Below are 22974 nucleotides of genomic sequence, written 5' to 3' on the forward strand. Positions count from 1 at the left end.
GATTTCTCAGGTCAGAGTGGTCTAGTCGCGCAGTCGGGCGTCGAGGTGGTCGACGGCCTCGGCCCAGTCGGCGTCTTCGGCCAGCGATTCACGTAGGAAGCGGCGCTGGTTCTCGTTCCAGAACGGGGCGTCGCTCAAGGCCACCTCGCTCGGCAGGGGGGAATGGCGATCGATGAATGCCTCGATGTCGTCCTCGCCCGCGTCCAGGCCGAGTTGCTCGAACAGTTCACTCAGGGGGTGAAACGGTGGCTGCATGCGATCTCCTCCATCGGACGGGTGCCGGTATCGCGTGTGGAATGCGTGTGGGTCTGGCTTGGGGTTTTCCTTGCTCTCGATTCGATTCTAGTCGCTTTTTTCGTGCCTGAAAGCCACGTCTATACTCACCCCTTTTGCCCGGAGCAGATCCCCCATGTGGCCAGAGTATTTCCTGTTTCTCCTGAAGACCCTGACGCTGGCGGTCGCCGTGATCTTCGTGGTCGCCGCGGTGATTTCCGTCGTGGCCCAGGCGCGCAACACGCAGGCGGGTGACAGCCGGCTCAAGCCGCTGAAGATCCGACGCCTCAACGACGAGATCGAGTCGCGCAGCAAGCAGTTGCGCGAGGCGCTGAAAAAACCCGACGGCGGCTGGAAGGCCAAGTGGGCCGATCTGCGCCAGCGGTTGCCCGGCGGCAAGAAGAAGGATCAGGGTGACGCGCCTGCGGCGACCGAGGACAAAACGTCCCCAGCGGCCGAGGAGAAGGGCGAGGCGGATGCGGCGCCACGCACCTTCGTGCTGCGGTTTCACGGCGACATTCGCGCCTCGGCGGTCGAGGCCCTGCGCGAGGAGGTCAGTGCCGTGTTGCAGGCGGCCGAACCGGGTCGCGACCGCGTGCTGCTGGTGCTCGACAGCCCCGGTGGCGTGGTGCCCGGCTACGGGTTGGCCGCCGCCCAGCTCGCCCGTTTGCGCAGCGCGGAGATCGAGCTGGTCGCCGTCGTCGACCGGGTCGCGGCCAGTGGTGGTTACATGATGGCGGCGGTGGCCAACCGGATCGTCGCCGCGCCGTTCGCCATCGTGGGCTCGATCGGCGTGGTGGCGCAGCTGCCCAATATCCATCGCCTCCTCAAGCGCAACGACATCGACGTCGAGCTGCACACCGCCGGGCAGTACAAGCGCACCCTGACCCTGCTGGGCGAGAACACCGAGGCCGGGCGGGAGAAGTTTCGGGAGGAGCTCGAGCAGACGCACCTGCTGTTCAAGCAGTTCCTGAACCGCTATCGCCCGCAACTGGATCTGGACAAGCTGGCCACCGGCGAGCACTGGTACGGCGAGGACGCCCTCGGTCTGGGCCTGATCGACGAGATTGGCACGAGCGACGACCTGGTACTTGCCGCGGCCGAGCAGGGCGATGCCTACGAGATCGTCCAGCCGATGAAAAAGCGCGGCCTGCTCACGCGCCTGAGCGCCTCGGCCCAGTCGGCCCTGAGCGAGTGGCGACATCCGCTCTGACTCGGTGGGTCAGTCGGCCTCGTCCGACTTGGGTTGCTCCCAGTGGAACAGCGCCAGGACCTGGCGGTAGGTGTCGGCCACGTCGCGGGCGAAATGGTCGATGGCGTGACGTCGCGCGGTGCTGACGGCCCGCTCGGCCATGGTGGCGCGCAGGCTGTCGTCCTCGATCAGCCGCTGGGTGGCCGTGGTCCAGCGCTCGATGTCCTCGGCCGTCTTGAAGCCGTTGCTTTCGTGGTTGACCACGTCGTCGATGCCGCTGGAGCGGACGGCGACCACCGGCAGGCCGGCGGCCATTGCCTCGAGGATGACCATCCCCTGGGTTTCCGACTTCGAGGCGAACACGAACGCATCCCCCAGCTGGTAGTAGCGCGCCACCTCGTCGGGTGAAACGGCCCCCACCAGGGTAACCATCGCCGTCAGGCCGAGGGCATCGATGCGCTCCTGCAGGCGCTCGTGCTCGTCGCCATCACCGATAATCAGGCAGCGGAACGGCTGGTCGCTGCGCCGACGCAACTCGTCCATTGCCGAGATCAGGAAGTCGATGTTCTTTTCCCGCGAGAGCCGCGAGACGCTCACCAGCACGCGCTCGTCCGGCTCGATGCCGTGCCTGTTGCGCAGGGCCTGGACGGCCGCGGGTTCGTCGGCCTGGAACCGGTCGAAATCGATTCCGGTCGGGTGCACGTAGATCGGGGTGGTGACGCCGATCACCCGCAGGTATTCCTCGGCCGACTCGGTCGGCACGATCACCCCATCGCAGCGGTTGGCAAAGCGACGGATGGCGGTGTGCGCGATCAGGTTGCGGAACAGCGGGCCGGGCAGCGGCACGAAGTGCGAGTAGTGCTCCAGGCGGGTGTGGTAGGTGAACACCGTCGGCACCTTCAGCCGGCGGGCATGCCATTGCGCGGCCCAGCCGAGCCAGAAGGGGTGGTGGATGTGGATCAGGTCCGGGGCGAACGCCTTCAATTCCCGCCGGATGCGCGGCGAGAGCGGGTTGGCCAGGCGGAACTCGCCGTTGCGGCCCATGCTCAAGAGCGAGGGCACGCGCACCACGTCGCGGTCATGGTCGTCCTGGTCGGCGTAGCTGGGCGCGACGATGCGTACCCGGTGGCTCAATTGCTCCAGGCCGCGGCGCAGCCGGTCGATGGAGATCGGCACCCCGCCGATGAACGGCAGATAGTTGTTGGTCACCATGGCGATCCCCAGCGGCCGGCCCGTCCAGGGCGAGGTATCCAGCTCGTAGTTCCGGTAGTAGTCGCGTTCGACGAAGATGGCGCTATAGAGCTTGATTGCCAGCAGGATCAGCAGGCCGAGCACCAGCAGGAAGTTGAGGTGGCCGACGTAGAACAGGGAATGGATGAAGAACCACAGGCTCTCGAGCGTCTTGAAGACCTGGTGCTGGCCGATGTCGAGCCGCTCGACCGTGATCGCCACCTCGCCATCGCCGGTCTTGACGTCGACGTAGTGATAGAAGCTGGTGTCGTCGTTGAGTACCAGTCCGCCGGCCCCGCCGGTGACCACGTAGCGCACCCCATCGCGTTGCTGCTCGTCGAACAGGTGCAGGTTGCTGGAGAACACCGCGTCGACCCCATGCGCGCGAAACAGCGCGTGCAGCCGGTCGCGGAAGGCCTCGTCGGTCAGGTACTGGTCGTCGAAATCGAGCGGGCTTTTCTGCGCGGTGCGGAACATCGGGTGGCCGATGAACACGAAGCGATGCGCGGCCGACGGGTCGCGCAGTTGCTCCTTGAGCCAGTGCAGCTGGAAGGGGTAGGTGTCGGGGTCGGTGCTGTCGAGGAACAGGAACTGGCTGCCACCGGCGCGAAAGCCGAAGAAGTACGGCCCGAAGTGCTCGTAGTAGTTGAACGAACCGAAGGCACCGCTCTCCTTTTCGCCCACGGTCAGCAGGTAGGGCATGTCCAGGTGGGAGAGCGTGCGGTACAGGGCGCGATACTTGTCTTCGCCACCGCCGCTGACCGCATTGCCCGCCGAGACCACGAAATCCAGGCCGGCACGGTTGAGCCGCGGGATCATCTTGCGCTCGAACAGGCCGACCGAGTTGTTGATGTTGCCGACCACCGCGAAATGCAGCGCGTCGTCGGCGGGGCCGTCGGTCTGGGCCTGGATGCGCTCGATCTGCTCGGCGTGGACGGCGTGGTAGGTGCCCTCGAAGATCGAGAGATAGACCCGATAGCCCACCAGCAGCAGGATCGCGGCCAGTGTCAGGTAGAAGGCCAGCTTGAGCCGGCGCGGCGTGAGCTTGTCCGACACCCGGCTCATGACGCGTCCCGCCGGGTGGCCGCGATCTCGCGCTGGGTGACGAACAGCCCGATCAGCATGCCGAGGTAGATCGTCAATGCGCGCCAGGCGACCGTCACCAGCACCAGGTGCGAGGCGGTGACGACATCACGGAAGAAGTAGCCGAACACGCCCTCGGCAATGCCCGAGGCCCCGGGCGTGGGCGAGAAATACATGACGAAGGTGGTCATCACCATGCGGCCGATCACCAGCCAGTAGTCGAAGCCGTAGCCCAGGGCCCAGAAGAGCAGGGCGGGGAACGAGAACAGCGCCAGCAGGAAGATGGCCGTGAAGAGGAACGAGGCGGCGATGTCGAGCTTGCGCCCCTGGAAGTAGCGCACGAAGCCGTGGGCGAAGCGCTGCAGCTCGCGCACCAGCCGATGGCGCCAGCGGTGATGTCGGCGCGGACCGATCAGATGCAGACCTCGTAGCGCCTTGAGCAGGCCCAGCATCGGTCGCAACAGCCAGTTGCTGCGCATGACCAGGATCGTGAAGAACCCCAGGTAAAGCGCGACCGACACGCTCAGGGTGATCACCAGCGAATCGCTCTGTGCCGCGCCTTCGGCGCCGGGGAGCGTGACCAGCAGGATGGGCGTGGCGCCGAAGATGAACAGCACGGCCAGTGCCGTGCGGATGGTGGTGGCCGTCAGCCCGGTGCCCACCGGCACGCCGCGCCGGCGCATGAACCAGACCTGGGCCACCCCGCCGCCGGTGGCCAGCGGCGTGATGTTGGAGACGAAGATGTTGAGAAACACCAGCCGAGCCATCGCCGTCAACGGGATCGAGTGCCCCAGCGCGCGCAGGGTGAACCACAGGCGCAGACCATCCGCGGCGAAGTAGACCAACAGCAGCGCCAGGCTTGCCAGTAATAGCTGCCAGCCGAGCAGGCGGGCATCCCAATGGATCTCGTGACCGGCGACTTGCGAGTAGACCGCCCAGATCCCGGCGGCGCTGAGTCCAATGAACAGCAATGCGAACCACGCCAGTCGGCGGCCACGAAAGGTTGGCTCGTTCTGGATCTCGAAGCGTTCGGGGTGGTGATGGGGGTCGGTCATGTCGCCTGGGGGGCTCGTCGCCGGCCCGGCCGGCTGGCGTCGGCGCGGTCGCCGAGTGTGGCAGACACAGAAAAACCCGCGCGAGGCGGGTTATCCGTGACATACATCAGTGTTGGAGGCTGGACCCGGAGTCGAACCGGGGTAAACGGATTTGCAATCCGGTGCATAGCCACTCTGCCATCCAGCCGAAATCTGGAGCGGGAAACCGGATTCGAACCGGCGACCCCAACCTTGGCAAGGTTGTGCTCTACCAGCTGAGCTATTCCCGCTTGAGGGGGCGCAATTTTCATCAGGAACCGCCCCCTTGTCAAGTCGTTCATGGGCGCGTCGTATGGCAGGTGCCGGCGAGGGCGCTCGGCCCACTTGCCCATCAGGGGTTAGTGGTGGCGCAGCCGGGCGAGCAGCCAGCGCTGCAACATGCGGTTGCGCGATTGTCGTGCCCGATTACACTCGGTACGGTCGGCCTGCAGACAGGAAGCCGGGTGGCGCGGGTCGTGCAGCTCGGCCGAACGGGCGTCGAGGTAGACCCGCACGCGCAGTGTCACGGGGCGCTGTCGCGAATCGAGTATCTCGTGGTCGGTAAAGGCAAGCTCGAGGGTGAATCGGCCGCGTTCGGTGACCCGTGCGACCACCGAGAAACCCAGGGTGAATTCGTCGCCCGGCGTCAGGCGGCGCAGGTCGCCGAGCAGGCGGCGAATCAGGATATAGTTCTGCTCGTAGAGATCCATCAACTGATCGAATGGATCGTGCTCGATGGAATGAGGAATGCCGGTGTTGAGATTCATGCCTGCCAGTGTAAGCAAGCGCCGCGCGAATAGGAATGCCGCGGGGCGAATGGTCCGCCGGGGACGTCCGGGGGCGATCGGCACGCTCGCGGCCAGTCTGCTGCTTTCCCTGCTCACGGCCGGGGCGGCACAGGCCGATGTGTACAAGTACCGCGACGCCCAGGGCGTGGTTCACCTGACCAACGTACCGCAGCAGTCGGCCAACGAACCCTACGCGCTCTGGCGCAAGAGCGAGGCGACCAAGCCCAAGGGTTGGCAGGATGGCTACCGCGTCATGCCGCGCCTGGTGCATGACCGCTACGTCGAGCCGGTCAACCGGTTCGCCGGACTATACGGCGTCGACCCCACCCTGGTTCGTGCCGTGATCCACGCCGAGAGCGCCTTCCGGCCCGATGCGGTCTCGCCCAAGGGGGCCGGCGGGCTGATGCAGTTGATGCCGGCGACGGCCGCGCGCTTCGACGTGACCGACCGTTTCAATCCCGAGGACAACATTGCCGGCGGCGTCGCCTACCTGGCGTTGTTGCTGGACATGTTCCAGGGGAATCGCGAGCTGGCGGTGGCCGCCTACAACGCCGGCGAGGGCGCGGTGAAGCGCTACGGTGGGATTCCGCCGTACGAGGAGACGCGCACCTACGTCAAGCGGGTCATGCAGCTGCAGGCCGCTTACGCCGGGACCGGCTAGGGCATGGCCCGTGCCGGATCGTCACCGGCTCCCTCCGCGCCCGACCTGGCCGCGGAGGCCGACCGGCTGGCCGGGTTTGTCGATGGCCAGTCGGCAATCGTGCTGGCCGTCACCCCCGAGGGGCAGACCCTGCCGGAGATCGGCACGTTGCCGTTCGTGCGCCACGAGGCCGCGTTCTGGGTGCTGGCCAGTGAATTGGCCGCCCACACGCGGCCGTTGCTTAAGCGCGGCGAGGCCCGCGTCGCCCTGCTGGCCGACCAGGCGGATACCCGCAATCCCTTCGCCCGCGAGCGCGCCCACTGGGCGGCACGGGTCGAGTCCGTCCACCGCGCGGACGAGCGCTTTGCCGTGATCACCGCGGCCCTGCGAGCGCGTCACGGCAAGACGGTCGACTTGCTGTGCGAGCTGGGAGACTTCCACCTGCTGGGTCTTCACCCCGAAGGCGGCAGCTACGTCAACGGCTTTGGCAGCGCCTTCCTGCTGGACGGGTTCTCGGTCGTCTCGCAGCGGCGGGGCTAGGGAAACTCTGCACGATTCGATGACGTCTCTGCGGGACCTCCAAGGGTCCAGATGCAAGGCGCAGTCCGCCGTCAAGGGCCGTCGCCCTTTACAAGGGCTGAAACGCCGCAGATGGGCCCTTGGAGGCCCGCCCGGACGGGGCCCGCGGGTTTGCCCGCACTCGTCGTTGCCGTCCCTCGACGGGCCCGAGTGATCGCCCTGGGCCCGTCTTCGGTCCGGCGCCTTGATTGCGAGCAAACCCGCGAGCCAGAGATGCCATCGAATCGTGCAGAGTTTCCCTAGCGCAGCAGGGCGATCGCCTCGTCGATCACGCTCGCGTCGTCGGGGCGCCTCGGTGCCTGTTCGCTCAGGTGCCGGCGATAGGCGCGGGCGCCCGGGCGTCCCTGGAACAGGGTCAGGATCGGCTTGATCAGCGTGGGCAGGCGCGTGCCGCGGGCAAGTTCGGCGGCCGCGTAGTCGCGGTAGGCCTGCAGCGCGGCCAGGCGGTCGGTCGGCTGATTCCCATCGAACAGCGCGGCATCGATCTCGGCCAGCAGCCCGACGTTCTGGTAGGCCGCCCGGCCCACCATCACGCCGTCGACCTCGCCCAGGCCCGCCTGCATCGATGCCACCGTCGTCAGCCCGCCGTTGAGCACCACCGTCAGGTTGGGGCGTTCGCGCTTCAGGCGCGTGGCGAACTCGGGCCGCAGAGGGGGCACGTCGCGATTCTGCTTGGGCGAGAGCCCCTTGAGCCAGGCCTTGCGGCTGTGGACGAGGAACACGTTGGCACCCCCTTGATCCGCGACGATGTCGACGAATTCACGGAATTCCTCGTAGGTTTCTTGATGATCGATGCCGATGCGGCTCTTGACCGTCACGGGCACGTCGACCGCCGCGCGCATGGCCGCGACGCATTCGGCCACCAGGCCGGGTTCGGCCATCAGGCAGGCCCCGAAGGCGCCGTTCTGCACCCGGTCGCTGGGACAGCCCACGTTGAGGTTGATCTCGTCGTAGCCCCAGTCGGCACCGATTCGCGCCGCCTCGGCCAGGGCGTTCGGATCGGAGCCGCCCAGTTGCAGGGCGACCGGGTGCTCGCTTTCATCGAAACGCAGGTGGCGCTCGACGTCGCCGTGCAGCAAGGCACCCGTGGTCACCATCTCGGTGTACAGCCGCGCATGCCGGCTCAACTGGCGGGCGAGATACCGGTAATGCCGGTCGGTCCAGTCCAGCATCGGCGCCACGCAGAAGCGCCAGGGGCTGTCCGGCGAGGGCTCGCGGGTGGCGGGAATGGAGTCGCTCATGGGGTCGCAGTCCGGCGCAAAAGGTCGGCATTGTAGCGTGCCGAGGCCAGCCTTCCGGTAATCACGTCAGGGCAGCAGGGCCTTGATGATGGCACTCAACCCGGCGATCGCCGCAATGCCGAGGATGATCGGGCGCAGCGCGCCGAACGGGATGCGGTTGACCAGGTGCCCGGAGGTGAGAAACCCGATCAGGGTGCCGGGCAGCAACGCGGCGAACAGCCACCATTCCCGCGGGCCGATAAAGCCGGAGAAGAACAGGGCCACGGCGCTTGCCAGGCTCGCGAATAGGAAGAAGGCCGAGAGATTGGCGCGCACCACCGGGCCCGTTTCGTTCTGGTAGATCAGGGCGATCGGCGGACCGCCCACGGCGGTGATCGTGCCCATGTAGCCCGAGGCGGCCCCGGCGATGACCGAATTGCGCGGATTGAGGGCCGGGTGGATGCCGATAACGCTCAAGGCCACGGCGAGCAGGATCAGGATGCCGAAGGCCAGCTCGAAGCCCCGGGGCGTGAGCAGAGCCAGGGTCACCACGGCCAGGAGCGTGCCGACGATATCGCCACCGATGGCGAAGCGCACCGGGCGGAAGCTCAGGCTCGCGCGACTGCGCCACAGGATCAGCACGGTGAGCAACACGGCGTTGAGGATCAGAGGGCCGGGCAGGAGCAGCGGGCTGATCAGGAACAGCAGTGGGGCCGAGAGGGTGCCGATGCCGTAGCCGGCCAGCCCCTGCAGGAAGGCGCCGGCGAAGATCGCGAGGTTGGCCAGCAGCAGCTGAAGAAGGGTGATGTCGTCCACGGGGCCTCGCGAGGGGCTGACAACGAAAAATCCCCGGCGGGGCCGGGGATGACGGAACCGTTGGTCCATGGGACCAATGGCGGGTTGGTTCAGGCGTAGGTGTTGATCTGGCCGCCGACCGGACCATTGCTGGCCGCGGTGCTGGTCTGGCCGCCGCTCTCGCCGATCGAGTCGATCAGCGGCGCCATCGCCTGTTCCTGCGTTTCCATCGCTTGTTTCTGTACGCGCACGCCCACTTCCTGTGTCAGCTGTGCGTTTGCCATGGCAGTTTGCATGCTGCCGGCGGCGGATACCGAGTCGGCCATGCTGCCTCCTCCGTCGAAACGTGTGTTTATGCACGCATCACAAGTCGTGAACACGTCCAGCGCACGTTCAGTGTACGCTCCCCGACCGATAATTTCACCCTTGCTGAAATGGCGCCACGGCGCGCTTTCATAAGGTTCTGCTTATTTACGTGGGCAGGCTAAAGATTCGCCTGCCTCGGCCGAAAAACCGGTCGAAACGTGGAGCAGAGTTTCCCTAGCAAGTCATCGGTCTCAAGGAGTCACAATGAACCGGTTGAACAACACCACCAAGATCCTCCTGGCGTTTGCCGTGTCCGCCGTGCTGTTTATCGGCGCGCTGGGCTACGCGCTGATCCAGATGGATTCGATCTCTGAGCAGTACCTGCAGGTTCAGCAGCAGGATAATGCGCGCGTCGAGGCGTTGCAGGACATCATGAGCAACGGCCTGTTGGGTGGTGTGGCGACGCGCAACAAGGTCTTCCGTCCCAACCTCGAGGCGGCGATCAAGGTTACCGGCAAGACCGACGAGGTGGTGCGCGCCGCCCTGGTCGAGGCCCGCTCGCTGACCTCCGCGGACAATGCCGAGGCCCAGGGCCTGCTCGATGACATCGAGGCGCGTTGGGAGCGCGTGATGGCCGCGCGCCTGGCGGTCTTCGACCAGGTTGATGCCGGCAACATCGAACGCGCCCAGCAGATCCTGGTGCAGGACGAGCACCCGGACTGGCAGCAGATCCGCAAGAACATCCAGTCGCTGATCGCCACAGCCAAGGCGCGCGAGGACGCGCGTACCCAGGCGGCCGAGGACCACATGCTCGAGGCGCGGGCGGCTACGCTGGTGATCGGCGCGGTGGCGCTGGGCGTGGGCATCTTCCTGCTGGTGCTGGTGATGGCCAACTTCACCCGGCGTATCCACCATGTCATCAACGCGATGGAGGACATTGCCGAGGGCGAGGGCGATCTCACGCGCCGGCTGTCGGTGACCGGCAACGACGAGTTCGCCAAGCTCTCGCGTGGCTTCAACCGTTTCGTCGAGCGTATCCACGACCTGGTGCGCGAGATCACCGATTCGACCGGCCAGCTTGCCGCCTCGGCCGAGGAGATGTCGATGATCACCCGCCAGTCGCGTGAGAGCACCCACGAGCAGAACGAGCAGACCCAGATGGTGGCCTCGGCGATCGAGGAGCTGACCGCCACCACGCGCGAGATCGCCGAGAACACCAACCAGACCGCCAGCGCCTCCAACGAGACCGAGGAAGTCACCCACAACGGCCAGCAGGCGCTCAAGCGCTCCATGGACACGGTCCACGAGCTGATGGGCTCGATGCGCAATACCGCCGAGTCGATCGGCGAGCTCGAGTCGCAGACCAAGGACATCGGCAAGGTGCTCGACGTGATCCAGGGCGTGGCGGAGCAGACCAATCTGCTGGCGCTGAACGCGGCGATCGAGGCAGCCCGCGCCGGCGAACAGGGTCGGGGCTTCGCCGTGGTGGCCGAGGAGGTGCGCAACCTGGCCAGCCGCACGCAGCAGTCGACCGAGGAGATCAAGGGCATTATCGACGGGCTGCGCGACCGGGCGCACGAGACGGTCGAGGCGATGGAGGTCAGCCAGTCGCAGGGCGAGGCGACGCTCGAGGCGGTCAACGAGACCGACGAGTCCCTCGGGGCGGTGGTGCGCCACGTCAATCACATCAACGAGATGACCATGCAGATCGCCACCGCCGCCGAGGAGCAGTCGGCCACCGTCGAGGAGGTCAACCGCAACCTCGAGCGCATCCGTGCCAAGAGCGAGGAGCTCGACGATGCCTCACAGCAGGTGTCCACCGCCGGTGGCGATCTCACCCGGCTGTCGTCGAATCTCGACGGGCTGGTCAACCGCTTCAAGACCTGAGGCGGTATGGGGTGACCCACGCAGAAAGGCCGGCACGATGCCGGCCTTTTTCGTTGGGCTGCTAGGGAAACTCTGCACGAATGCCATGCCGCTCTGGCCTGGCGAGTCGTTCGTGATCAAGGCGCGATGTCGCCGGCGTGCCGGTGGCCACGTCAAGACATCGCAACGCCGAGCACGGGCGACTCGCCAGGCCCCGCAGGGCGCGCCTTGAGCCGGGCATCTGCTGCGTTGTCGTCCTTGGAAAGAGAATGACTCTTCCGCGGCGGACGAGCGCCTTGCACCTGCCCGGCTCAAGGCACGCAGAGCGGTATGGCATTCGTGCGGAGTTTCCCTAGTCAGGCGACTCGCTGCCGGGTGATCAGAGCGGGCCGCGGACCAGGCGGTTGATCAGCGGCAGGCGGCGCCAGAGGCTGGGGCGGGTATCGGTGAGATCGCGACAGGTCTCGCACTGGCCGGCGCGCGGGCGGCGCGTGGTCAGGGGTTCGATGCGCATGGGCGAGGGGCCGCGTCCCGGCTCCCAGGCCGAGACGGGTTCCTCGTGGATCATCACGTCGGCACCCGGGAAGGTGCGCAGCAGCCGGGCCTCGACCTCGTCCCCGATCTGGTGGGCGCGATTGAGATCGATGTGATTGTCGAGGTAGAGGTACAGCTGGATGATCATGGTGCGCCCGGCCAGCCGGGTGCGGATCTGGTCGACCGCGTGCACCGACGGGTGCGCGGTGGCGATCTGGGCCACCCGCATCTCGGTGCCGTCGAGCACCTCGCGGTCCATCAGCTGGTCGAGCGACTCGCGGCCAAGCTTCCAGGCGCTGTAGAGGACGAACACGCCCACCGCGGCGGCGAACGCCGGGTCGAGCCACACCACGCCGTAGCCGGCAAGGATCAGCACGGCGATGGTCGAGGCGTTGACCAGGAAGTCCATGGTGTAGTGCGCCGCGTCCGCCTTGATCGCCGGCGAGCGGGTCTTGGCGATCACGTAGCGCTGGAAGCTCACCAGCGCGAGGGTGGCGACCATCGAGAAGATCATCACGCCCACGCCCCAGTCGATCGCGGAAAGCTCCTGCGGTCGGATCAGGCGCTGCAACGCCTGGATCATCAGGAAGACGCCCGAACCGGCGATGAAGGTCGCCTGGGCCAGCGCGGCGAGCGGCTCGGCCTTGCCGTGCCCGTAACGATGGTCCTCGTCGGGCGGTTGCAGGGCGATCCGTACCGCCACCAGCGTGACCAGCGAGGCGAGTAGGTCCATGGTCGAGTCGATCAGCGAGGCCAGCAGGCTCACCGAATTGGTGGTGATGCTCGCCGCGAGCTTGAGCGCGATCAGTGTCAGGGCCAGTGTCACCGACGCGGTGGTGACCATGCGCAGCAGCTGGGCGTGGGGATTGGACATGGGGTGATCGCCGCCTAGTCAGGGTCGATACGGTGCCGGCGGGGCGAAGCGTCGCTGATTCGCCGCCGGAAAGTTAGTCGGGACTAATACCGAACTGGATTGGTCCCATTTTACTGCACCCCGCCGCCGTCCGCCAGTCCGGCACGCTCAGCACCTTCCCTCGGTGTTCGCGAGGCCGACCTCAAGGGCTTGATCGTCGGGTGCCGTGCGCGGGATGGCTCGCTCATGGCGCTTTGGGGCCTTGACCGGCTCGTCTACCATCGTGCTACCGCCGTCGTCGCCGGGGATCCCCGGGCGATGGCCTCGAATGCAACGCGCGACAGGTGATGAGCCATGACACCCCGGCCTCCACGTTTTCGGTTGATCTCTTCATGAGCGACGAGCAGCGGCAATCCCGAACGCTCGCCGGCTGCCCGGTCACGCGCATCGGCATCACCGGCCTGTCGGGGGCCGGCAAGTCGACCCTGATCACGGCCATTATCAATCACCTGGAGAATGCCCGTCGCGGCGCGCTCGCCGAGCAGGCGGGGCTTGCCGCCATCCGTCACGGTCGCTGGCACCGCGAGATCGAGCGCGCCTTCGACTACGACCACGCCTTGACCGCGTTGACCGGCCAGCCACCGAGCTGGCCCGAGTCGACCCGCGACTGGTCGATCGCCCGACTGACCCTGGACTACGATCGGCGCTGGTACTCGTTGCGGCCGCGACGCCGCTGCCTGGAGCTGTTCGACTACCCGGGCGAATGGCTGCTCGATCTCTCCCTGCTCGACTGGTCGTTTGCCGAGTACAGCGCCCACTGGACCGACTGGCTGGCACGCAGTCCGCGCCGGGCGATCGCCCCGGGGCTGCTCGAGGACTTGCAGGCGATCGATCCGGCCGCGCCGGTCGACCCCGAGCAGCTGGCGTCACTTGCCGGGCGCTGGTCGATGATGCTGGCCGACAGCCGGCTGCCGCCGCATCGCCTGTCACGCAACCTCCCCGGGCGCTGGCTGATGCCGGGCGAGGGCTTCGACCCGGACGCCATGCCATTCCTGCCACTGCCGAGCGTGGTGGCGGAGCCCTCGGAGGACTATCCCGAGGGCTCCTGGGGCAAGGTCTGTCAGCGCCATTTCGCCTATTACCGCGACCGGATCGCGCGGCCATTCTTCGAATCGCACTTCGGTCGGCTGGATGCGCAGGTCATCCTGGTCGACCTGCTCGGCGCGCTGCGCAGCGGCCGGTCGGCGCTGGCGGACATGCGCGCGGCGCTGGAATCGATCCTCGAGCCGTTCCGCTACCGCGAGGGGCACTGGCTGGGCAACCTGTTCACGCGCCGCATTCGCCGGGTGGCGATCGTCGCCACGCAGATCGATCACCTGCTGCCCGCCGATCAGGCCCGTCTCACCCGCCTGCTCGACAGTTATCTGTTCGAGCTGACCCAGCGGCTGGCCGGCAAGGACATCGAGCTGCGCCTGTTCGCCGTCTCGGCGGTGACCGCCGCCCAGCCGCGCGAGGATGCCCGCGGTCGCCCCATGCTGGTGGGTACCGAGAAGAGCTCGCGGCAGAAGATCGCCTTTACCCCGCCGACCATCCCCGAGCAGATGCCGCATGACCTGGATCTTGCCATCGACGACCTGCCGACGCTGGCGCCGCCGGCCGGGCTGGATCGGGCCCGGGCCTTCCCCGGCCGTCGGGTCGATGCCCTGCTCGACTTCCTGATCGGCGAGTCCTGATCCATGACGCCATTTACCCCTAAGGGCCTGCAATGAACGACGAGCAACCACCGCGCGGCGGCCATCTGGCCACCCGCATCCACGCGCAGGGCGACTCGGTGCCCGATGTCGATACCGAGGCGCTGTACGACGAGGAATCGTCCGAGGACGTCGCCGACCTGATCGAACCGCGCCGCGGTGTTCCCTGGGTGGCGACCCTGCTGGGCGTGGTGGCGATCACCTGGATCACCATCAACTGGCTGCAGGCAATCTGGTGGGCGCACGCCACGCACCCGGCCCTGGGCTGGGTGATCTTCGCCATCGGCGTGGGCGTCGGCGGGGCCGGTCTGGCCCTGATCTGGCGGGCCTGGCGCCAGCGGCATCACATCGATGCGATCACCCACCTCAACCGCCGGCTGGCCGAGGCCGAGCGCGAGGGCGAGATGGGCCAGTCGGTGGTCGAGCTGCGCGAGGCGGCCGAGCACCTGCTCGCCGACAACCCGCAACGGCGGACCTTCGAGGAAAACCTGCTCGGCATCGATGCCGGCAGCCACGCCACCGAGCTGGTGGTGGCCCTCGAGCGGGGTTACGCCGAGCAGGATGCCCGGGCCCGGGCGCTGATCCATCGCGAAGTGGTGCGTACCGGCCTGTTCATTGCCGCCAGCCCCTATCCCGCGCTCGACCTGCTGCTGGTGGCCTGGCGCAACGCGCGGATGGTCAATGCCATTGCCGGCATCTACGGGTTGACGCTCTCCTTCCCGGCCCGCTGGCGCCTCTACCGGATGATCCTGCAGAACATGGCCTTCGCCTCGGCCACCGAGACCGTTCTCGATTCGGCCAGCGAGGGCTGGGCCGCCAACCTGATGGTCAACCTCGGCGCCCGGGCCGGCCAGGGCGTGGCCGTGGCGTTGTATTCGCTGCGCATCGGCCGCCAGGCCATGCGGGCCTCGCGCATCGCCCCGGAGCACAAGCCCCTGGTCGATCGCAATCTGGCGAAACTGATCCTCGGCGCGATCCGCGAGCGTTCGTCCGGGACGCGTTAGCCACCAACGATCGGGAGGGCGGGCATGGAACAGCGGTTGAGCGTGATCACCCTGGGGGTGGCCGACCTGGCCCGCTCGCGGGCCTTCTACGAGACGGGGCTGGGCTGGTCGGTCGGTCAGGCGGCCGAGTCGGTGGTGTTCTTCCAGCTCAACGGCATGGTGCTGGCGCTCTATCCACGCGAGGCACTCGCCGCCGATGCCGGGGTCCCGTCCCAGGGCAGCGGCTTTGCCGGGTTTTCCCTGGCACACAACGTGCGCCGGCGAGACGAGGTCGATCACGTGCTGGCCGAGGCCGAACGGGCCGGTGGGCGGGTCGTCAAGCCCGCGCAGGAGACATTCTGGGGCGGCTACTCGGGGTACGTTGCCGACCCGGACGGGCATCTCTGGGAGGTGGCCCATAACCCGTTCTGGGCGATGGACGCGGCGGGCAGCGTGTCGCTGGCAACAGGAGAGGGCGTGTGATGATGGCGGAGAGCAGGCGGTGGCTGCTGACGGGCGGCACCGTGCTGGTGTTCGTCGCCTTGCTGCTCTCGGGCATCGATCCCCACGATCGCGCTACCTGGGTGCTTGAAGTCGCCCCGGCGGTGATCGCGCTGCCGATCCTGTGGTTCACCCGCCGGCAATTCCCGCTTACCGCGCTGCTCTACGTGCTGATTTTCCTGCACGCCCTGGTGTTGATCTACGGCGGGGCCTACACCTATGCCCGCGTGCCGTTGGGCTTCGAGATCCAGGCCTGGCTCGACCTTGCCCGCAATCCCTACGACAAGATCGGGCATGTGTTTCAGGGGGTGGTGCCGGCCTTGCTGGCCCGTGAAATCCTGATTCGCGGCCGGTTTGCCCGTGGCACCTGGATGGTCGGTTTTCTCGCGATCTGCGTGGCGGTGACGGTGAGCGCCGTCTACGAGCTGATCGAGTGGGGCGTGGCCGTGGTCGCCGGGGGCGGGGCGGTCGAGTTTCTCGGCACGCAGGGCGATCCCTGGGATGCCCAGTCGGACATGGCCTTTGCCCTGCTGGGTGCGCTGGTGGCGATCACCGCCTTCGGTCGGTGGCATGACCGGCAAATCGGGCGACTGGCCGGACGCCGTGGCCGAACCCCGACCGTTATTTGAGCTGGCGGGCGATGTCCATGGCCGCGTAGGTGAGTACGCCGTCGGCGCCGGCGCGCTTGAAGCCGACCAGGGTTTCCATGATGCACTTGTCCCAGTCGAGCCAGCCGCGCTCGGCGGCGGCCTTGAGCATCGCGTACTCGCCGGAGACGTGGTAGGCGAAGGTTGGGGCCTTGAGTTCCTGTTTCACCCGGTAGATGACGTCCAGGTACGGCATGCCCGGCTTGACCATTACCATGTCCGCGCCCTCGGCGAGATCCGCGGCCACTTCGTGCAGGGCCTCGTTGCCGTTGGCCGGATCCATCTGGTAGGTGGTCTTGTCGGCCTTGCCCAGGTTCGCCGCCGAGCCGACGGCGTCGCGGAACGGGCCGTAGAAGGCGGAGGCGTACTTCGCGCTGTAGGCCATGATGCGGGTATGGATGTGGCCCTTGGCCTCAAGGTTCGCGCGGATCGCGCCGATGCGCCCGTCCATCATGTCCGAGGGCGCGACGATGTCGGCGCCGGCCGCGGCGTGGGATTCGGCCTGGCGGACCAGCACCTCGACGGTCTCGTCGTTGAGCACGTAGCCGGTCGCGTCGATGATGCCGTCCTGGCCGTGGGTGGTGTAGGGGTCGAGCGCCACGTCGGTCATGATGCCGAGTTCGGGGAAGCGCTCCTTGAGTGCCCGCACGGTGCGCTGCACCAGCCCGTCCGGGTCGAAGGCCGCCTCGGCCTGTTCCGATTTCGCCTCCGGTGGGGTGACCGGGAACAGCGCCAGTACCGGGATGCCCAGCTCCAGCGCCTGTTCGGCCAGCCGCGAGAGGTTCTCGATCCCGAGGCGCTCGACGCCGGGCATCGACTCGACCGGCTCCCGCCCGTTCGGGTCCTCGAGTACGAACACCGGCAGGATCAGGTCGTTGCTCGAGACCGTGTGCTCCTGCATCAGGCGGCGACTGAAGGCGTCGCGACGCATGCGGCGTGGGCGATGGGCGGGGAAGGCGCGCGAGAACGTCATGGACGGCTCCGGTTGGCGTTGCTGAATGAAGGCCCGTTAGGATAGCAAAAGGGTCTCGTCGCTCGTGGCGAGGCAAGCGACAAGCAGGAGGGAGGCATGTACGAGTTCACGTTTCTGACGCCGGATCGCGGCGCGGGATTCGTCAAGCGGCTCGAGGCCGAGGGGCTGTCGGTCTCCGTCTCGCGCGACCCGATGGCCGAGGAGGCCACGACCATCTCGATTCCCGATGACATCAGCGATGAGCTGGTCGACCGGATCGAGGGCTGGTACGAGGAGGAAACGCAGGCGGCCGAGGCCGAGTTGTTTCGTGACGGCCGGGCAGAGGCCGCCATTTCCGCGGGCGTATGGGTGACGCTGGCGGACGGCCGGTCGAGCTTCGCCCCGATCGAGCCCTCGATCATGAGCCGGATGCTGTCGGTCCTGAGCCCGGATGAGGTGGGCGAGTTCGTCGACCGGGTGGCGAAAGCGGTCGAGTGCCCCGACGACACCCCCGCCTGCGCCCGTCGCGAGGATTGAAAGCCGGCGAACGAATCGCAAGGCGTTGTTTTCCCAGCAACGCGAGGTGATTGATGGCCTACTCTTGACTTGAGGGAGCGGCAGTCTCCCTCGGCCCGATTGGCCGCCGCGATGCGTCGCCGGCGCTCATTCGGGCGCGCTTAGCGCAACGACGAGAGGTGGTCGCCATGAAACGCCAGATCCTTCCCGCCCGGACACTCGCGGTGCCGGCCTTCCTGTTGTGGTTCGCCCTGTTTGGGTTCGCCTCGGTCGGGTCCCTGCTGGGCGCCTCCTCGGCCTGGGCGCAGGCCAAGGTCGCCACGCCCGACTACGAGCCGCCGAGGGTGGTCTACGACTTCTACCTCGACGATCCGGCCAAGATCAACGCCGCCCTGTACTGGGTGCGCTCGCTGATCAACCCGCTGCAGGCCAGTCCGTACAACATGGACCCGATGCTCGACATGGAGATCGTGGTGATCATCCACGGCACCGAGATCGTCACCGTGGCCAAGAAGAACGAGGCGAAGTACGAGGACGCGGTCGCCCGCATGCGCTACTACGCCAACCTCGGGGTGGATTTCCACGTCTGCGGTCTGGCCGCCGAGGACTACGACTACGACCGCGAGGACTTCCAGGACTTCATTACCCTGGTGCCGTCGGCCTTCACCGACCTGGTCCATTACCAGCAGCAGGGCTACGCGGTGATCAAGCCCGAGGTGTTCGTACGCACGCAGTCGATCGAATCGATGCGCTGACGGTCGTCGTGCCGGGTTTTGCCGTATCCTTGGGGCACGCTTGAGAGTCCCGAGGAAACCGTTTTGGACCCGCATCAGATCCGCTCGCTCGACGAACTCGAGTCCCTGTTCGACACGCCCGGCGAGGCGGCGATCAAGAAGGAGGTCGACCGCCTCGTGCCGGTCTACCGCCGGCTGATCGAGGCCTCGCCGTTCTTTGTTCTGGCCACCCACGGGGCCGGCGGGCTGGACTGCTCGCCGCGCGGTGACCCGGCCGGCTTTGTCGAGGTGCTCGACGAGCGGCGCATCGCGCTGCCCGAACGCCGCGGCAACAACCGCATCGACAGTCTGCGCAACCTGGTCGAGGATCCGCGCATCGGGCTTTTGTTCCTGGTGCCCGGCAAGAACGAGACGCTGCGCGTCAACGGTCGGGCGCGGATCACCACCGACCCGACCCTGCTCGAGCGGACCGCCATGAAGGGCAAGCCGCCGCAGTGCGTCATCGTGGTCGAGATCGAGACGGTCTACTTCCAGTGCGCCCGGGCGTTGCTGCGCGCGGGTCTCTGGGACCCGGACAGCCGGACGCTGGCCGCACGGACGCCGAGTGCCGGCGAGATGCTCGCCGGGGTGCCCGACTCCGGCATCGAGGCGGCGGTCTACGATGACGGGCTCGACGAGCGCCAGGCCCGCACGCTCTACTGATTGAGCCCCGGGAATTGACCTCGTGGCGGGGAATCCCGCCGGGCCTTGTCGGTCAACCTGTTAGAATCGCGCGCCACACACGCACCCGATCGATCCGGAGCCACCTTCTTATGACTCAGGGCATGCCCCAGGCCTCCCCCAACGGCACCACCCGCAAGACGCCCGAGCTGCTTTCCCCGGCGGGCACGCTCAAGTCGATGCGCTATGCCTTCGCCTACGGCGCCGATGCCGTCTACGCCGGCCTGCCGCGCTATTCCCTACGCGCGCGCAACAACGACTTCCTCGAGGACAACCTGCGCATCGGCATCGAGGAGGCGCACGCCGCGGGTAAGCAGTTCTTCGTCACGGTCAATCTCTCGCCGCACAACAGCAAATTGAAGACCTTCATCCGCGACATGGAGCCCATCGTCGCGATGAAGCCGGATGCCTTCATCATGGCCGACCCCGGCCTGATCATGATGGTGCGCGAGGCCTTCCCCGAGATGCCCATCCACCTGTCGGTGCAGGCCAACACGGTCAACTGGGCCACGGTGAAGTTCTGGGAGTCGGTGGGCGTGACCCGCGTGATCCTCTCGCGCGAACTGTCGCTGGACGAGATCCGCGAGATCCGCGAAAAGTGCCCGACCATGGAGCTCGAGGTGTTCGTCCACGGCGCGCTATGCATCGCCTACTCGGGGCGCTGCCTGCTGTCGGGCTACTTCAACCACCGCGACCCGAACCAGGGCACCTGCACCAATGCCTGTCGCTGGGAATACACGCCGCAGAACGCCGCCGAGGATATCTCCGGCGTGGTGCGTCCGGAGCCGGCGTCCGAGCAACCCCAGGAAAAGCCCATCTCGCTGGACGCGCTCAACGCGGCCAACCCGATGCGGGATGGCGCGATGGGCGATCAGGAACGCCATCCGCTCGCCGACCAGGTGTATCTCCTCGAGGAGAAGAGCCGCCCCGGCGAGCAGATGCCGATCGAGGAAGACGAGCACGGTACCTACATCCTCAACTCGCGCGACCTGCGCGCCGTCGAGCACGTCCAGGCGCTGGTCGACATCGGCGTCGACTGCCTCAAGATCGAGGGGCGCACCAAGTCGCACTACTACGTCGCCCGCACCGCGCAGGTCTACCGCCAGGCGATCGACGATGCCATGGCCGGGCGACCGTTCAACGAGGAGCTGATTGCCGATCTCGACAACCTCGCCAACCGCGGTTACACCGACGGCTTCTACAAGCGCCACCACACGCAGGAATACCAGAACTACATCGAGGGCGTCTCCAAGAGCCGTCAGCAGCAGTTCGTCGGCGAGATCAGCGAGATCGAGGGCGACTGGGCCCGGGTCGAGGTCAAGAACAAGCTCCGGGTCGGCGACCAGGTCACGTTCCTGCTCCCCGACGGCAACCGGGTCGACCAGCTCGCCGAGATGCAGACGCTGGAGGGCGAGCCGTTGGATGAGGCGCCGGGCGGCGGCTGGCGGGTACGCCTGCGCCTGCCGGAAGGGGCCGAGGCCTTCGGCGACCGGCTGCGCTACGGGCTGATCGCCCGCAACCTGGCCGACTGACGGCGTGCGGCTTGCCGGATACCTGCGCCGCGAGGCGCTGATTTCCATCGGCGCGGTGACCACCGTGCTGATGCTGATCATGGCCACCAACCTGTTGGCTCGCGCGCTCTCGCTTGCCGCCGACGGCACGTTGCCGGCCGCGCTGGTGCCCAACCTGCTTGGGTTCAACCTGGTCAAGATGCTGATGTACGTCGTCCCGGTGGCGACGTTCATCGGCCTGATGTTCGCGCTCGGGCGGCTCAACCGCGACAGTGAGCAGACGATCATGCGTTCGAGCGGTTTCGGTCTGTGGCGGATCACCGGGTCGCTTTTGCCGCTGGGGATTCCGCTGGCGTTGCTGACCGCCTGGATTTCGTTGTTCGGTTGGCCCATGGCCGAACAGGCGCGCGACCGGATGGTCGAGGGCGCGCAATCGGACTACATCGGCCAGCAGGTGCCGGTCGGCCGCTTCATCGAGGCCAACGAGGGCCGGCTGGTCGCCTACGTGGGCGCGTCCGAAAACGGCGGCTACCAGCGCATCTTCCTGTTCGATCGTGCCGAGGATGGCTCGATCGCGGTCGAGAGCGCGCCGTCGGGCGTGATGGTCGAGGAGGATGGCCAGCGCTACATCGCCCTCGAGGACGGCCGACGCATCGGCGGTACGGTCGGGGCGGCCGATTGGAATCGGCTCGATTACGAGCGCCACCTGATGCGCCTGCCGGGCCAGACGGAGGCCGATGGCGGGCAGGTCCGGGTGCGTTCGTCCGGCGAATTGTGGGCCTCGGGCAACCCGAACGACCACGCCGAGCTGTTCGAGCGCCTGTCGCAGGGCATCATCGCCCTGGTGCTGGTGCTGATCGCGATCCCGCTGGCGCAGGCGCCGCCGCGCAGCGGTCGTTACGGCCGCCTGTTCTGGGCCTTCTTGATCTACGCCCTGTACTTCAACGTCGTGCCGCTGGTTTCCGACGGCATCGAGGCCAACCACTACGGCCTGGCCGGCGCCGTGGTGCTGGCCCATGGCGGGTTCCTGCTCTTGTGGGGCGTGCTGTTCTGGTCGGCGCGTGGCGGCTGGGGACGATTGCGCAGCTTGTGGAAGGGACGCCGTGAATACGCTTGATCGCTACCTGATCCGCAGTGTCGTGACCGGCGGGCTGGCGGCCTCCGCGGCCTTCGGCGTGCTGATCCTCGTGTTCGGCATGATCGACGAGTTCAGCAAGATCGGGCCGGGCTATACCACCATTCAGGCGTTGCAGTTCGTCGTCTTGAGCACCCCGGGGTATCTCTACGAGCTGTTTCCGGTGACGGTGCTGGTCGGCGGGTTGTTGAGCCTCGGCGCGCTGGCGGCCCACTCGGAGCTGACGGTGATGCGGGCGACCGGCATGTCGCTGTTGCGCCTGGCCCGGCCGGTACTGATCGCCGGGGTCATCCTCGCCGCGCTGGGCACCACCATGGGCGAGACCATCGGCGCCTGGGGGCAGGCCGAGGCCAACCAGATGCGCGCGGCGGCCACCGAGAGCGAGGTGAGCACCGATCTGGCCAGTGGTTTCTGGCTGCGCGAGGGCGACCGGATCGTGAACGTGGAGCGCGCGCTGGTCGACGGCCAACTGCTCGGGTTGCGGGTGTTCGAGCTGGGCGCGGACAGCCGTCCGAAGCGGGTGATCGAGGCCGGCCGCGCCGAGAGCCTGGGTGACGATCGCTGGCGGCTCGAGGACGTCATCGACACGCGCCTGCCGATCGACGATCCGGCCTCGGCCGTGCGTGTCGAGCGGCACACCGCGATCGAACAGCGCCTGTTCGACCGCGAGATACTCGAGATCGCCGCGCTCAATCCGCGCTACATGAACGTCGCGCAGCTGGCCGACTACGTCGGTTATCTCGAGCGAAACCAGCTGGATGCCTCGGTCTACGCCACGGCCATGTGGTCACGCGTGGTCCAGCCGATCTCGGTGCTGGCGATGCTGCTGGTGACCCTGCCGTTCGTCTTCGTCGCCCAGCGCGGCGGCTCGGCCGGGCGCTGGCTGTTCATCGCCATCCTGCTGGGCGTGGCCTACATGACGCTCACCCAGATCGTCTCGGCACTGGCGCCGGCCTACGATATCTCCCCGATCCTGAGCACGATTCTGCCGCCGACCCTGTTCTCGATCGCGGGAGTGGTGGCATTGTATCGGGCGACACCGCGCGCCCGACGACCTGCCGGTTGACGATCGGGACGGCACGATCCGGCACG

General features: G+C 67.2%; 23 protein-coding genes and 2 tRNA genes. 14 read left to right on the forward strand and 11 right to left on the reverse strand.

Features of this window, described 5'->3' with window-relative positions:
• Positions 1-21: 21 nt before the first annotated feature.
• Positions 22-255, reverse strand: coding sequence for a DUF2789 domain-containing protein (locus LV475_RS07845; RefSeq protein WP_136867655.1), 234 nt, complete (start codon positions 253-255; stop codon positions 22-24).
• Between the two features lie 154 nt (positions 256-409).
• On the opposite strand from LV475_RS07845, the gene sohB reads away from it, so the two are divergent.
• Entirely contained in the window at positions 410-1486 is a 1077-nt protein-coding gene (sohB, locus tag LV475_RS07850; protein WP_136866665.1) for a protease SohB, read from the forward strand.
• A 9-nt stretch (positions 1487-1495) separates the two neighbouring features.
• Here the strand turns inward: sohB and LV475_RS07855 are convergent, their stop codons facing one another.
• The 5 genes from LV475_RS07855 to LV475_RS07875 all read right to left on the reverse strand — a co-directional run bounded on the left by LV475_RS07855 (position 1496) and on the right by LV475_RS07875 (position 5618).
• A complete protein-coding gene (locus LV475_RS07855) occupies positions 1496-3760 on the reverse strand; it encodes a glycosyltransferase (RefSeq protein WP_250106102.1) in 2265 nt (754 codons plus the stop codon).
• On the reverse strand, positions 3757-4833 hold the full coding sequence (locus tag LV475_RS07860; RefSeq protein WP_136866663.1) for a lysylphosphatidylglycerol synthase transmembrane domain-containing protein: 1077 nt from the start codon (positions 4831-4833) through the stop codon (positions 3757-3759). Before LV475_RS07860 ends, LV475_RS07855 begins: the two co-directional genes overlap by 4 nt.
• 113 nt (positions 4834-4946) lie before the next feature.
• Positions 4947-5020 (reverse strand) — tRNA-Cys (locus LV475_RS07865).
• Positions 5021-5026: 6 nt separating this feature from the next.
• Positions 5027-5102 (reverse strand) — tRNA-Gly (locus LV475_RS07870).
• A 108-nt stretch (positions 5103-5210) separates the two neighbouring features.
• The gene (locus LV475_RS07875; RefSeq protein ID WP_136866662.1) at positions 5211-5618 is read right to left on the reverse strand and encodes a DUF1249 domain-containing protein; all 408 of its coding nucleotides are present in this window, start codon (positions 5616-5618) and stop codon (positions 5211-5213) included.
• 49 nt (positions 5619-5667) lie between these two features.
• Here LV475_RS07875 and LV475_RS07880 point away from each other — a divergent pair, with 49 nt between their 5' ends.
• Both LV475_RS07880 and LV475_RS07885 read left to right on the forward strand, forming a co-directional pair.
• Positions 5668-6300: a transglycosylase SLT domain-containing protein gene (locus LV475_RS07880; protein WP_250106103.1), complete on the forward strand. Its 633-nt coding sequence runs from the start codon at positions 5668-5670 to the stop codon at positions 6298-6300.
• Between the two features lie 3 nt (positions 6301-6303).
• Entirely contained in the window at positions 6304-6819 is a 516-nt protein-coding gene (locus LV475_RS07885) for a hypothetical protein (protein WP_250106104.1), read from the forward strand.
• Positions 6820-7097: 278 nt separating this feature from the next.
• Here LV475_RS07885 and dusA read toward each other — a convergent pair whose 3' ends face one another.
• From dusA to LV475_RS07900, 3 genes are all read right to left on the reverse strand, one after another.
• On the reverse strand, positions 7098-8099 hold the full coding sequence (dusA, locus tag LV475_RS07890) for a tRNA dihydrouridine(20/20a) synthase DusA (protein ID WP_250106105.1): 1002 nt from the start codon (positions 8097-8099) through the stop codon (positions 7098-7100).
• Between the two features lie 66 nt (positions 8100-8165).
• Positions 8166-8894, reverse strand: coding sequence for a sulfite exporter TauE/SafE family protein (locus tag LV475_RS07895; protein ID WP_250106106.1), 729 nt, complete (start codon positions 8892-8894; stop codon positions 8166-8168).
• Between the two features lie 89 nt (positions 8895-8983).
• The gene (locus LV475_RS07900; protein WP_136866657.1) at positions 8984-9199 is read right to left on the reverse strand and encodes a YjfB family protein; all 216 of its coding nucleotides are present in this window, start codon (positions 9197-9199) and stop codon (positions 8984-8986) included.
• A 244-nt stretch (positions 9200-9443) separates the two neighbouring features.
• On the opposite strand from LV475_RS07900, the gene LV475_RS07905 reads away from it, so the two are divergent.
• Positions 9444-11066, forward strand: coding sequence for a methyl-accepting chemotaxis protein (locus LV475_RS07905; RefSeq protein ID WP_250106107.1), 1623 nt, complete (start codon positions 9444-9446; stop codon positions 11064-11066).
• 358 nt (positions 11067-11424) lie between these two features.
• Here LV475_RS07905 and LV475_RS07910 read toward each other — a convergent pair whose 3' ends face one another.
• A complete protein-coding gene (locus tag LV475_RS07910; RefSeq protein WP_169303561.1) occupies positions 11425-12453 on the reverse strand; it encodes a cation diffusion facilitator family transporter in 1029 nt (342 codons plus the stop codon).
• A 326-nt stretch (positions 12454-12779) separates the two neighbouring features.
• On the opposite strand from LV475_RS07910, the gene LV475_RS07915 reads away from it, so the two are divergent.
• From LV475_RS07915 to LV475_RS07930, 4 genes are read left to right on the forward strand one after another with little or no spacing between them, the layout of a single operon-like run.
• On the forward strand, positions 12780-14165 hold the full coding sequence (locus LV475_RS07915) for a YcjX family protein (protein ID WP_136866655.1): 1386 nt from the start codon (positions 12780-12782) through the stop codon (positions 14163-14165).
• Positions 14166-14197: 32 nt separating this feature from the next.
• Entirely contained in the window at positions 14198-15187 is a 990-nt protein-coding gene (locus LV475_RS07920) for a DUF697 domain-containing protein (protein ID WP_136866654.1), read from the forward strand.
• A gap of 24 nt (positions 15188-15211) precedes the next feature.
• Positions 15212-15649 carry a VOC family protein gene (locus LV475_RS07925; RefSeq protein ID WP_136866653.1) on the forward strand — a complete coding sequence of 146 codons (438 nt, stop codon included), beginning with the start codon at positions 15212-15214 and terminating at the stop codon, positions 15647-15649.
• Positions 15649-16296 carry a DUF2238 domain-containing protein gene (locus LV475_RS07930; protein WP_136866652.1) on the forward strand — a complete coding sequence of 216 codons (648 nt, stop codon included), beginning with the start codon at positions 15649-15651 and terminating at the stop codon, positions 16294-16296. The genes LV475_RS07925 and LV475_RS07930 overlap by 1 nt, the downstream gene beginning before the upstream one ends.
• On the opposite strand, the gene hemB is transcribed toward LV475_RS07930, so the two are convergent.
• On the reverse strand, positions 16289-17287 hold the full coding sequence (hemB, locus tag LV475_RS07935; protein ID WP_156228067.1) for a porphobilinogen synthase: 999 nt from the start codon (positions 17285-17287) through the stop codon (positions 16289-16291). The genes LV475_RS07930 and hemB overlap by 8 nt on opposite strands.
• A 96-nt stretch (positions 17288-17383) precedes the next feature.
• On the opposite strand from hemB, the gene LV475_RS07940 reads away from it, so the two are divergent.
• The 6 genes from LV475_RS07940 (at position 17384) to lptG (ending at position 22948) form a co-directional block, all read left to right on the forward strand.
• Complete coding sequence (locus tag LV475_RS07940; protein ID WP_136866650.1) at positions 17384-17803, forward strand: hypothetical protein; 420 nt, start codon at positions 17384-17386, stop codon at positions 17801-17803.
• A gap of 167 nt (positions 17804-17970) precedes the next feature.
• Positions 17971-18537 carry a DsrE family protein gene (locus tag LV475_RS07945; protein WP_136866649.1) on the forward strand — a complete coding sequence of 189 codons (567 nt, stop codon included), beginning with the start codon at positions 17971-17973 and terminating at the stop codon, positions 18535-18537.
• A gap of 63 nt (positions 18538-18600) precedes the next feature.
• Positions 18601-19218: a pyridoxamine 5'-phosphate oxidase family protein gene (locus LV475_RS07950; protein WP_136866648.1), complete on the forward strand. Its 618-nt coding sequence runs from the start codon at positions 18601-18603 to the stop codon at positions 19216-19218.
• Positions 19219-19340: 122 nt separating this feature from the next.
• Positions 19341-20768 (forward strand): prephenate-dependent tRNA uridine(34) hydroxylase TrhP, encoded by a 1428-nt coding sequence (gene trhP / locus LV475_RS07955; RefSeq protein ID WP_197039208.1) that lies wholly within the window; start codon positions 19341-19343, stop codon positions 20766-20768.
• A 4-nt stretch (positions 20769-20772) separates the two neighbouring features.
• The gene (lptF, locus tag LV475_RS07960) at positions 20773-21864 is read left to right on the forward strand and encodes an LPS export ABC transporter permease LptF (protein ID WP_136866646.1); all 1092 of its coding nucleotides are present in this window, start codon (positions 20773-20775) and stop codon (positions 21862-21864) included.
• Positions 21851-22948 carry an LPS export ABC transporter permease LptG gene (gene lptG / locus LV475_RS07965; protein ID WP_169303559.1) on the forward strand — a complete coding sequence of 366 codons (1098 nt, stop codon included), beginning with the start codon at positions 21851-21853 and terminating at the stop codon, positions 22946-22948. Before lptF ends, lptG begins: the two co-directional genes overlap by 14 nt.
• The last annotated feature ends 26 nt before the right edge of the window (positions 22949-22974 follow it).

The organism is Guyparkeria hydrothermalis (assembly GCF_023555375.1).
GTDB lineage: Bacteria > Pseudomonadota > Gammaproteobacteria > Halothiobacillales > Halothiobacillaceae > Guyparkeria > Guyparkeria hydrothermalis.

What these genes read in the sequence shown, in the direction of transcription:
- sohB (WP_136866665.1), top strand. Translation starts at nt 410, where the DNA reads ATGTGGCCAGAGTATTTCCTGTTTCTCCTGAAGACCCTGACGCTGGCG.
- LV475_RS07940 (WP_136866650.1), top strand. Translation starts at nt 17,384, where the DNA reads ATGTACGAGTTCACGTTTCTGACGCCGGATCGCGGCGCGGGATTCGTC.
- LV475_RS07925 (WP_136866653.1), top strand. Translation starts at nt 15,212, where the DNA reads ATGGAACAGCGGTTGAGCGTGATCACCCTGGGGGTGGCCGACCTGGCC.
- LV475_RS07855 (WP_250106102.1), bottom strand. Translation starts at nt 3,760, where the DNA reads ATGAGCCGGGTGTCGGACAAGCTCACGCCGCGCCGGCTCAAGCTGGCC.
- LV475_RS07905 (WP_250106107.1), top strand. Translation starts at nt 9,444, where the DNA reads ATGAACCGGTTGAACAACACCACCAAGATCCTCCTGGCGTTTGCCGTG.
- LV475_RS07920 (WP_136866654.1), top strand. Translation starts at nt 14,198, where the DNA reads ATGAACGACGAGCAACCACCGCGCGGCGGCCATCTGGCCACCCGCATC.
- LV475_RS07860 (WP_136866663.1), bottom strand. Translation starts at nt 4,833, where the DNA reads ATGACCGACCCCCATCACCACCCCGAACGCTTCGAGATCCAGAACGAG.
- LV475_RS07885 (WP_250106104.1), top strand. Translation starts at nt 6,304, where the DNA reads ATGGCCCGTGCCGGATCGTCACCGGCTCCCTCCGCGCCCGACCTGGCC.
- LV475_RS07880 (WP_250106103.1), top strand. Translation starts at nt 5,668, where the DNA reads ATGGTCCGCCGGGGACGTCCGGGGGCGATCGGCACGCTCGCGGCCAGT.
- hemB (WP_156228067.1), bottom strand. Translation starts at nt 17,287, where the DNA reads ATGACGTTCTCGCGCGCCTTCCCCGCCCATCGCCCACGCCGCATGCGT.
- LV475_RS07930 (WP_136866652.1), top strand. Translation starts at nt 15,649, where the DNA reads ATGATGGCGGAGAGCAGGCGGTGGCTGCTGACGGGCGGCACCGTGCTG.
- LV475_RS07845 (WP_136867655.1), bottom strand. Translation starts at nt 255, where the DNA reads ATGCAGCCACCGTTTCACCCCCTGAGTGAACTGTTCGAGCAACTCGGC.
- LV475_RS07910 (WP_169303561.1), bottom strand. Translation starts at nt 12,453, where the DNA reads ATGTCCAATCCCCACGCCCAGCTGCTGCGCATGGTCACCACCGCGTCG.
- LV475_RS07875 (WP_136866662.1), bottom strand. Translation starts at nt 5,618, where the DNA reads ATGAATCTCAACACCGGCATTCCTCATTCCATCGAGCACGATCCATTC.
- dusA (WP_250106105.1), bottom strand. Translation starts at nt 8,099, where the DNA reads ATGAGCGACTCCATTCCCGCCACCCGCGAGCCCTCGCCGGACAGCCCC.
- LV475_RS07945 (WP_136866649.1), top strand. Translation starts at nt 17,971, where the DNA reads ATGAAACGCCAGATCCTTCCCGCCCGGACACTCGCGGTGCCGGCCTTC.
- LV475_RS07900 (WP_136866657.1), bottom strand. Translation starts at nt 9,199, where the DNA reads ATGGCCGACTCGGTATCCGCCGCCGGCAGCATGCAAACTGCCATGGCA.
- trhP (WP_197039208.1), top strand. Translation starts at nt 19,341, where the DNA reads ATGCCCCAGGCCTCCCCCAACGGCACCACCCGCAAGACGCCCGAGCTG.
- LV475_RS07915 (WP_136866655.1), top strand. Translation starts at nt 12,780, where the DNA reads ATGAGCCATGACACCCCGGCCTCCACGTTTTCGGTTGATCTCTTCATG.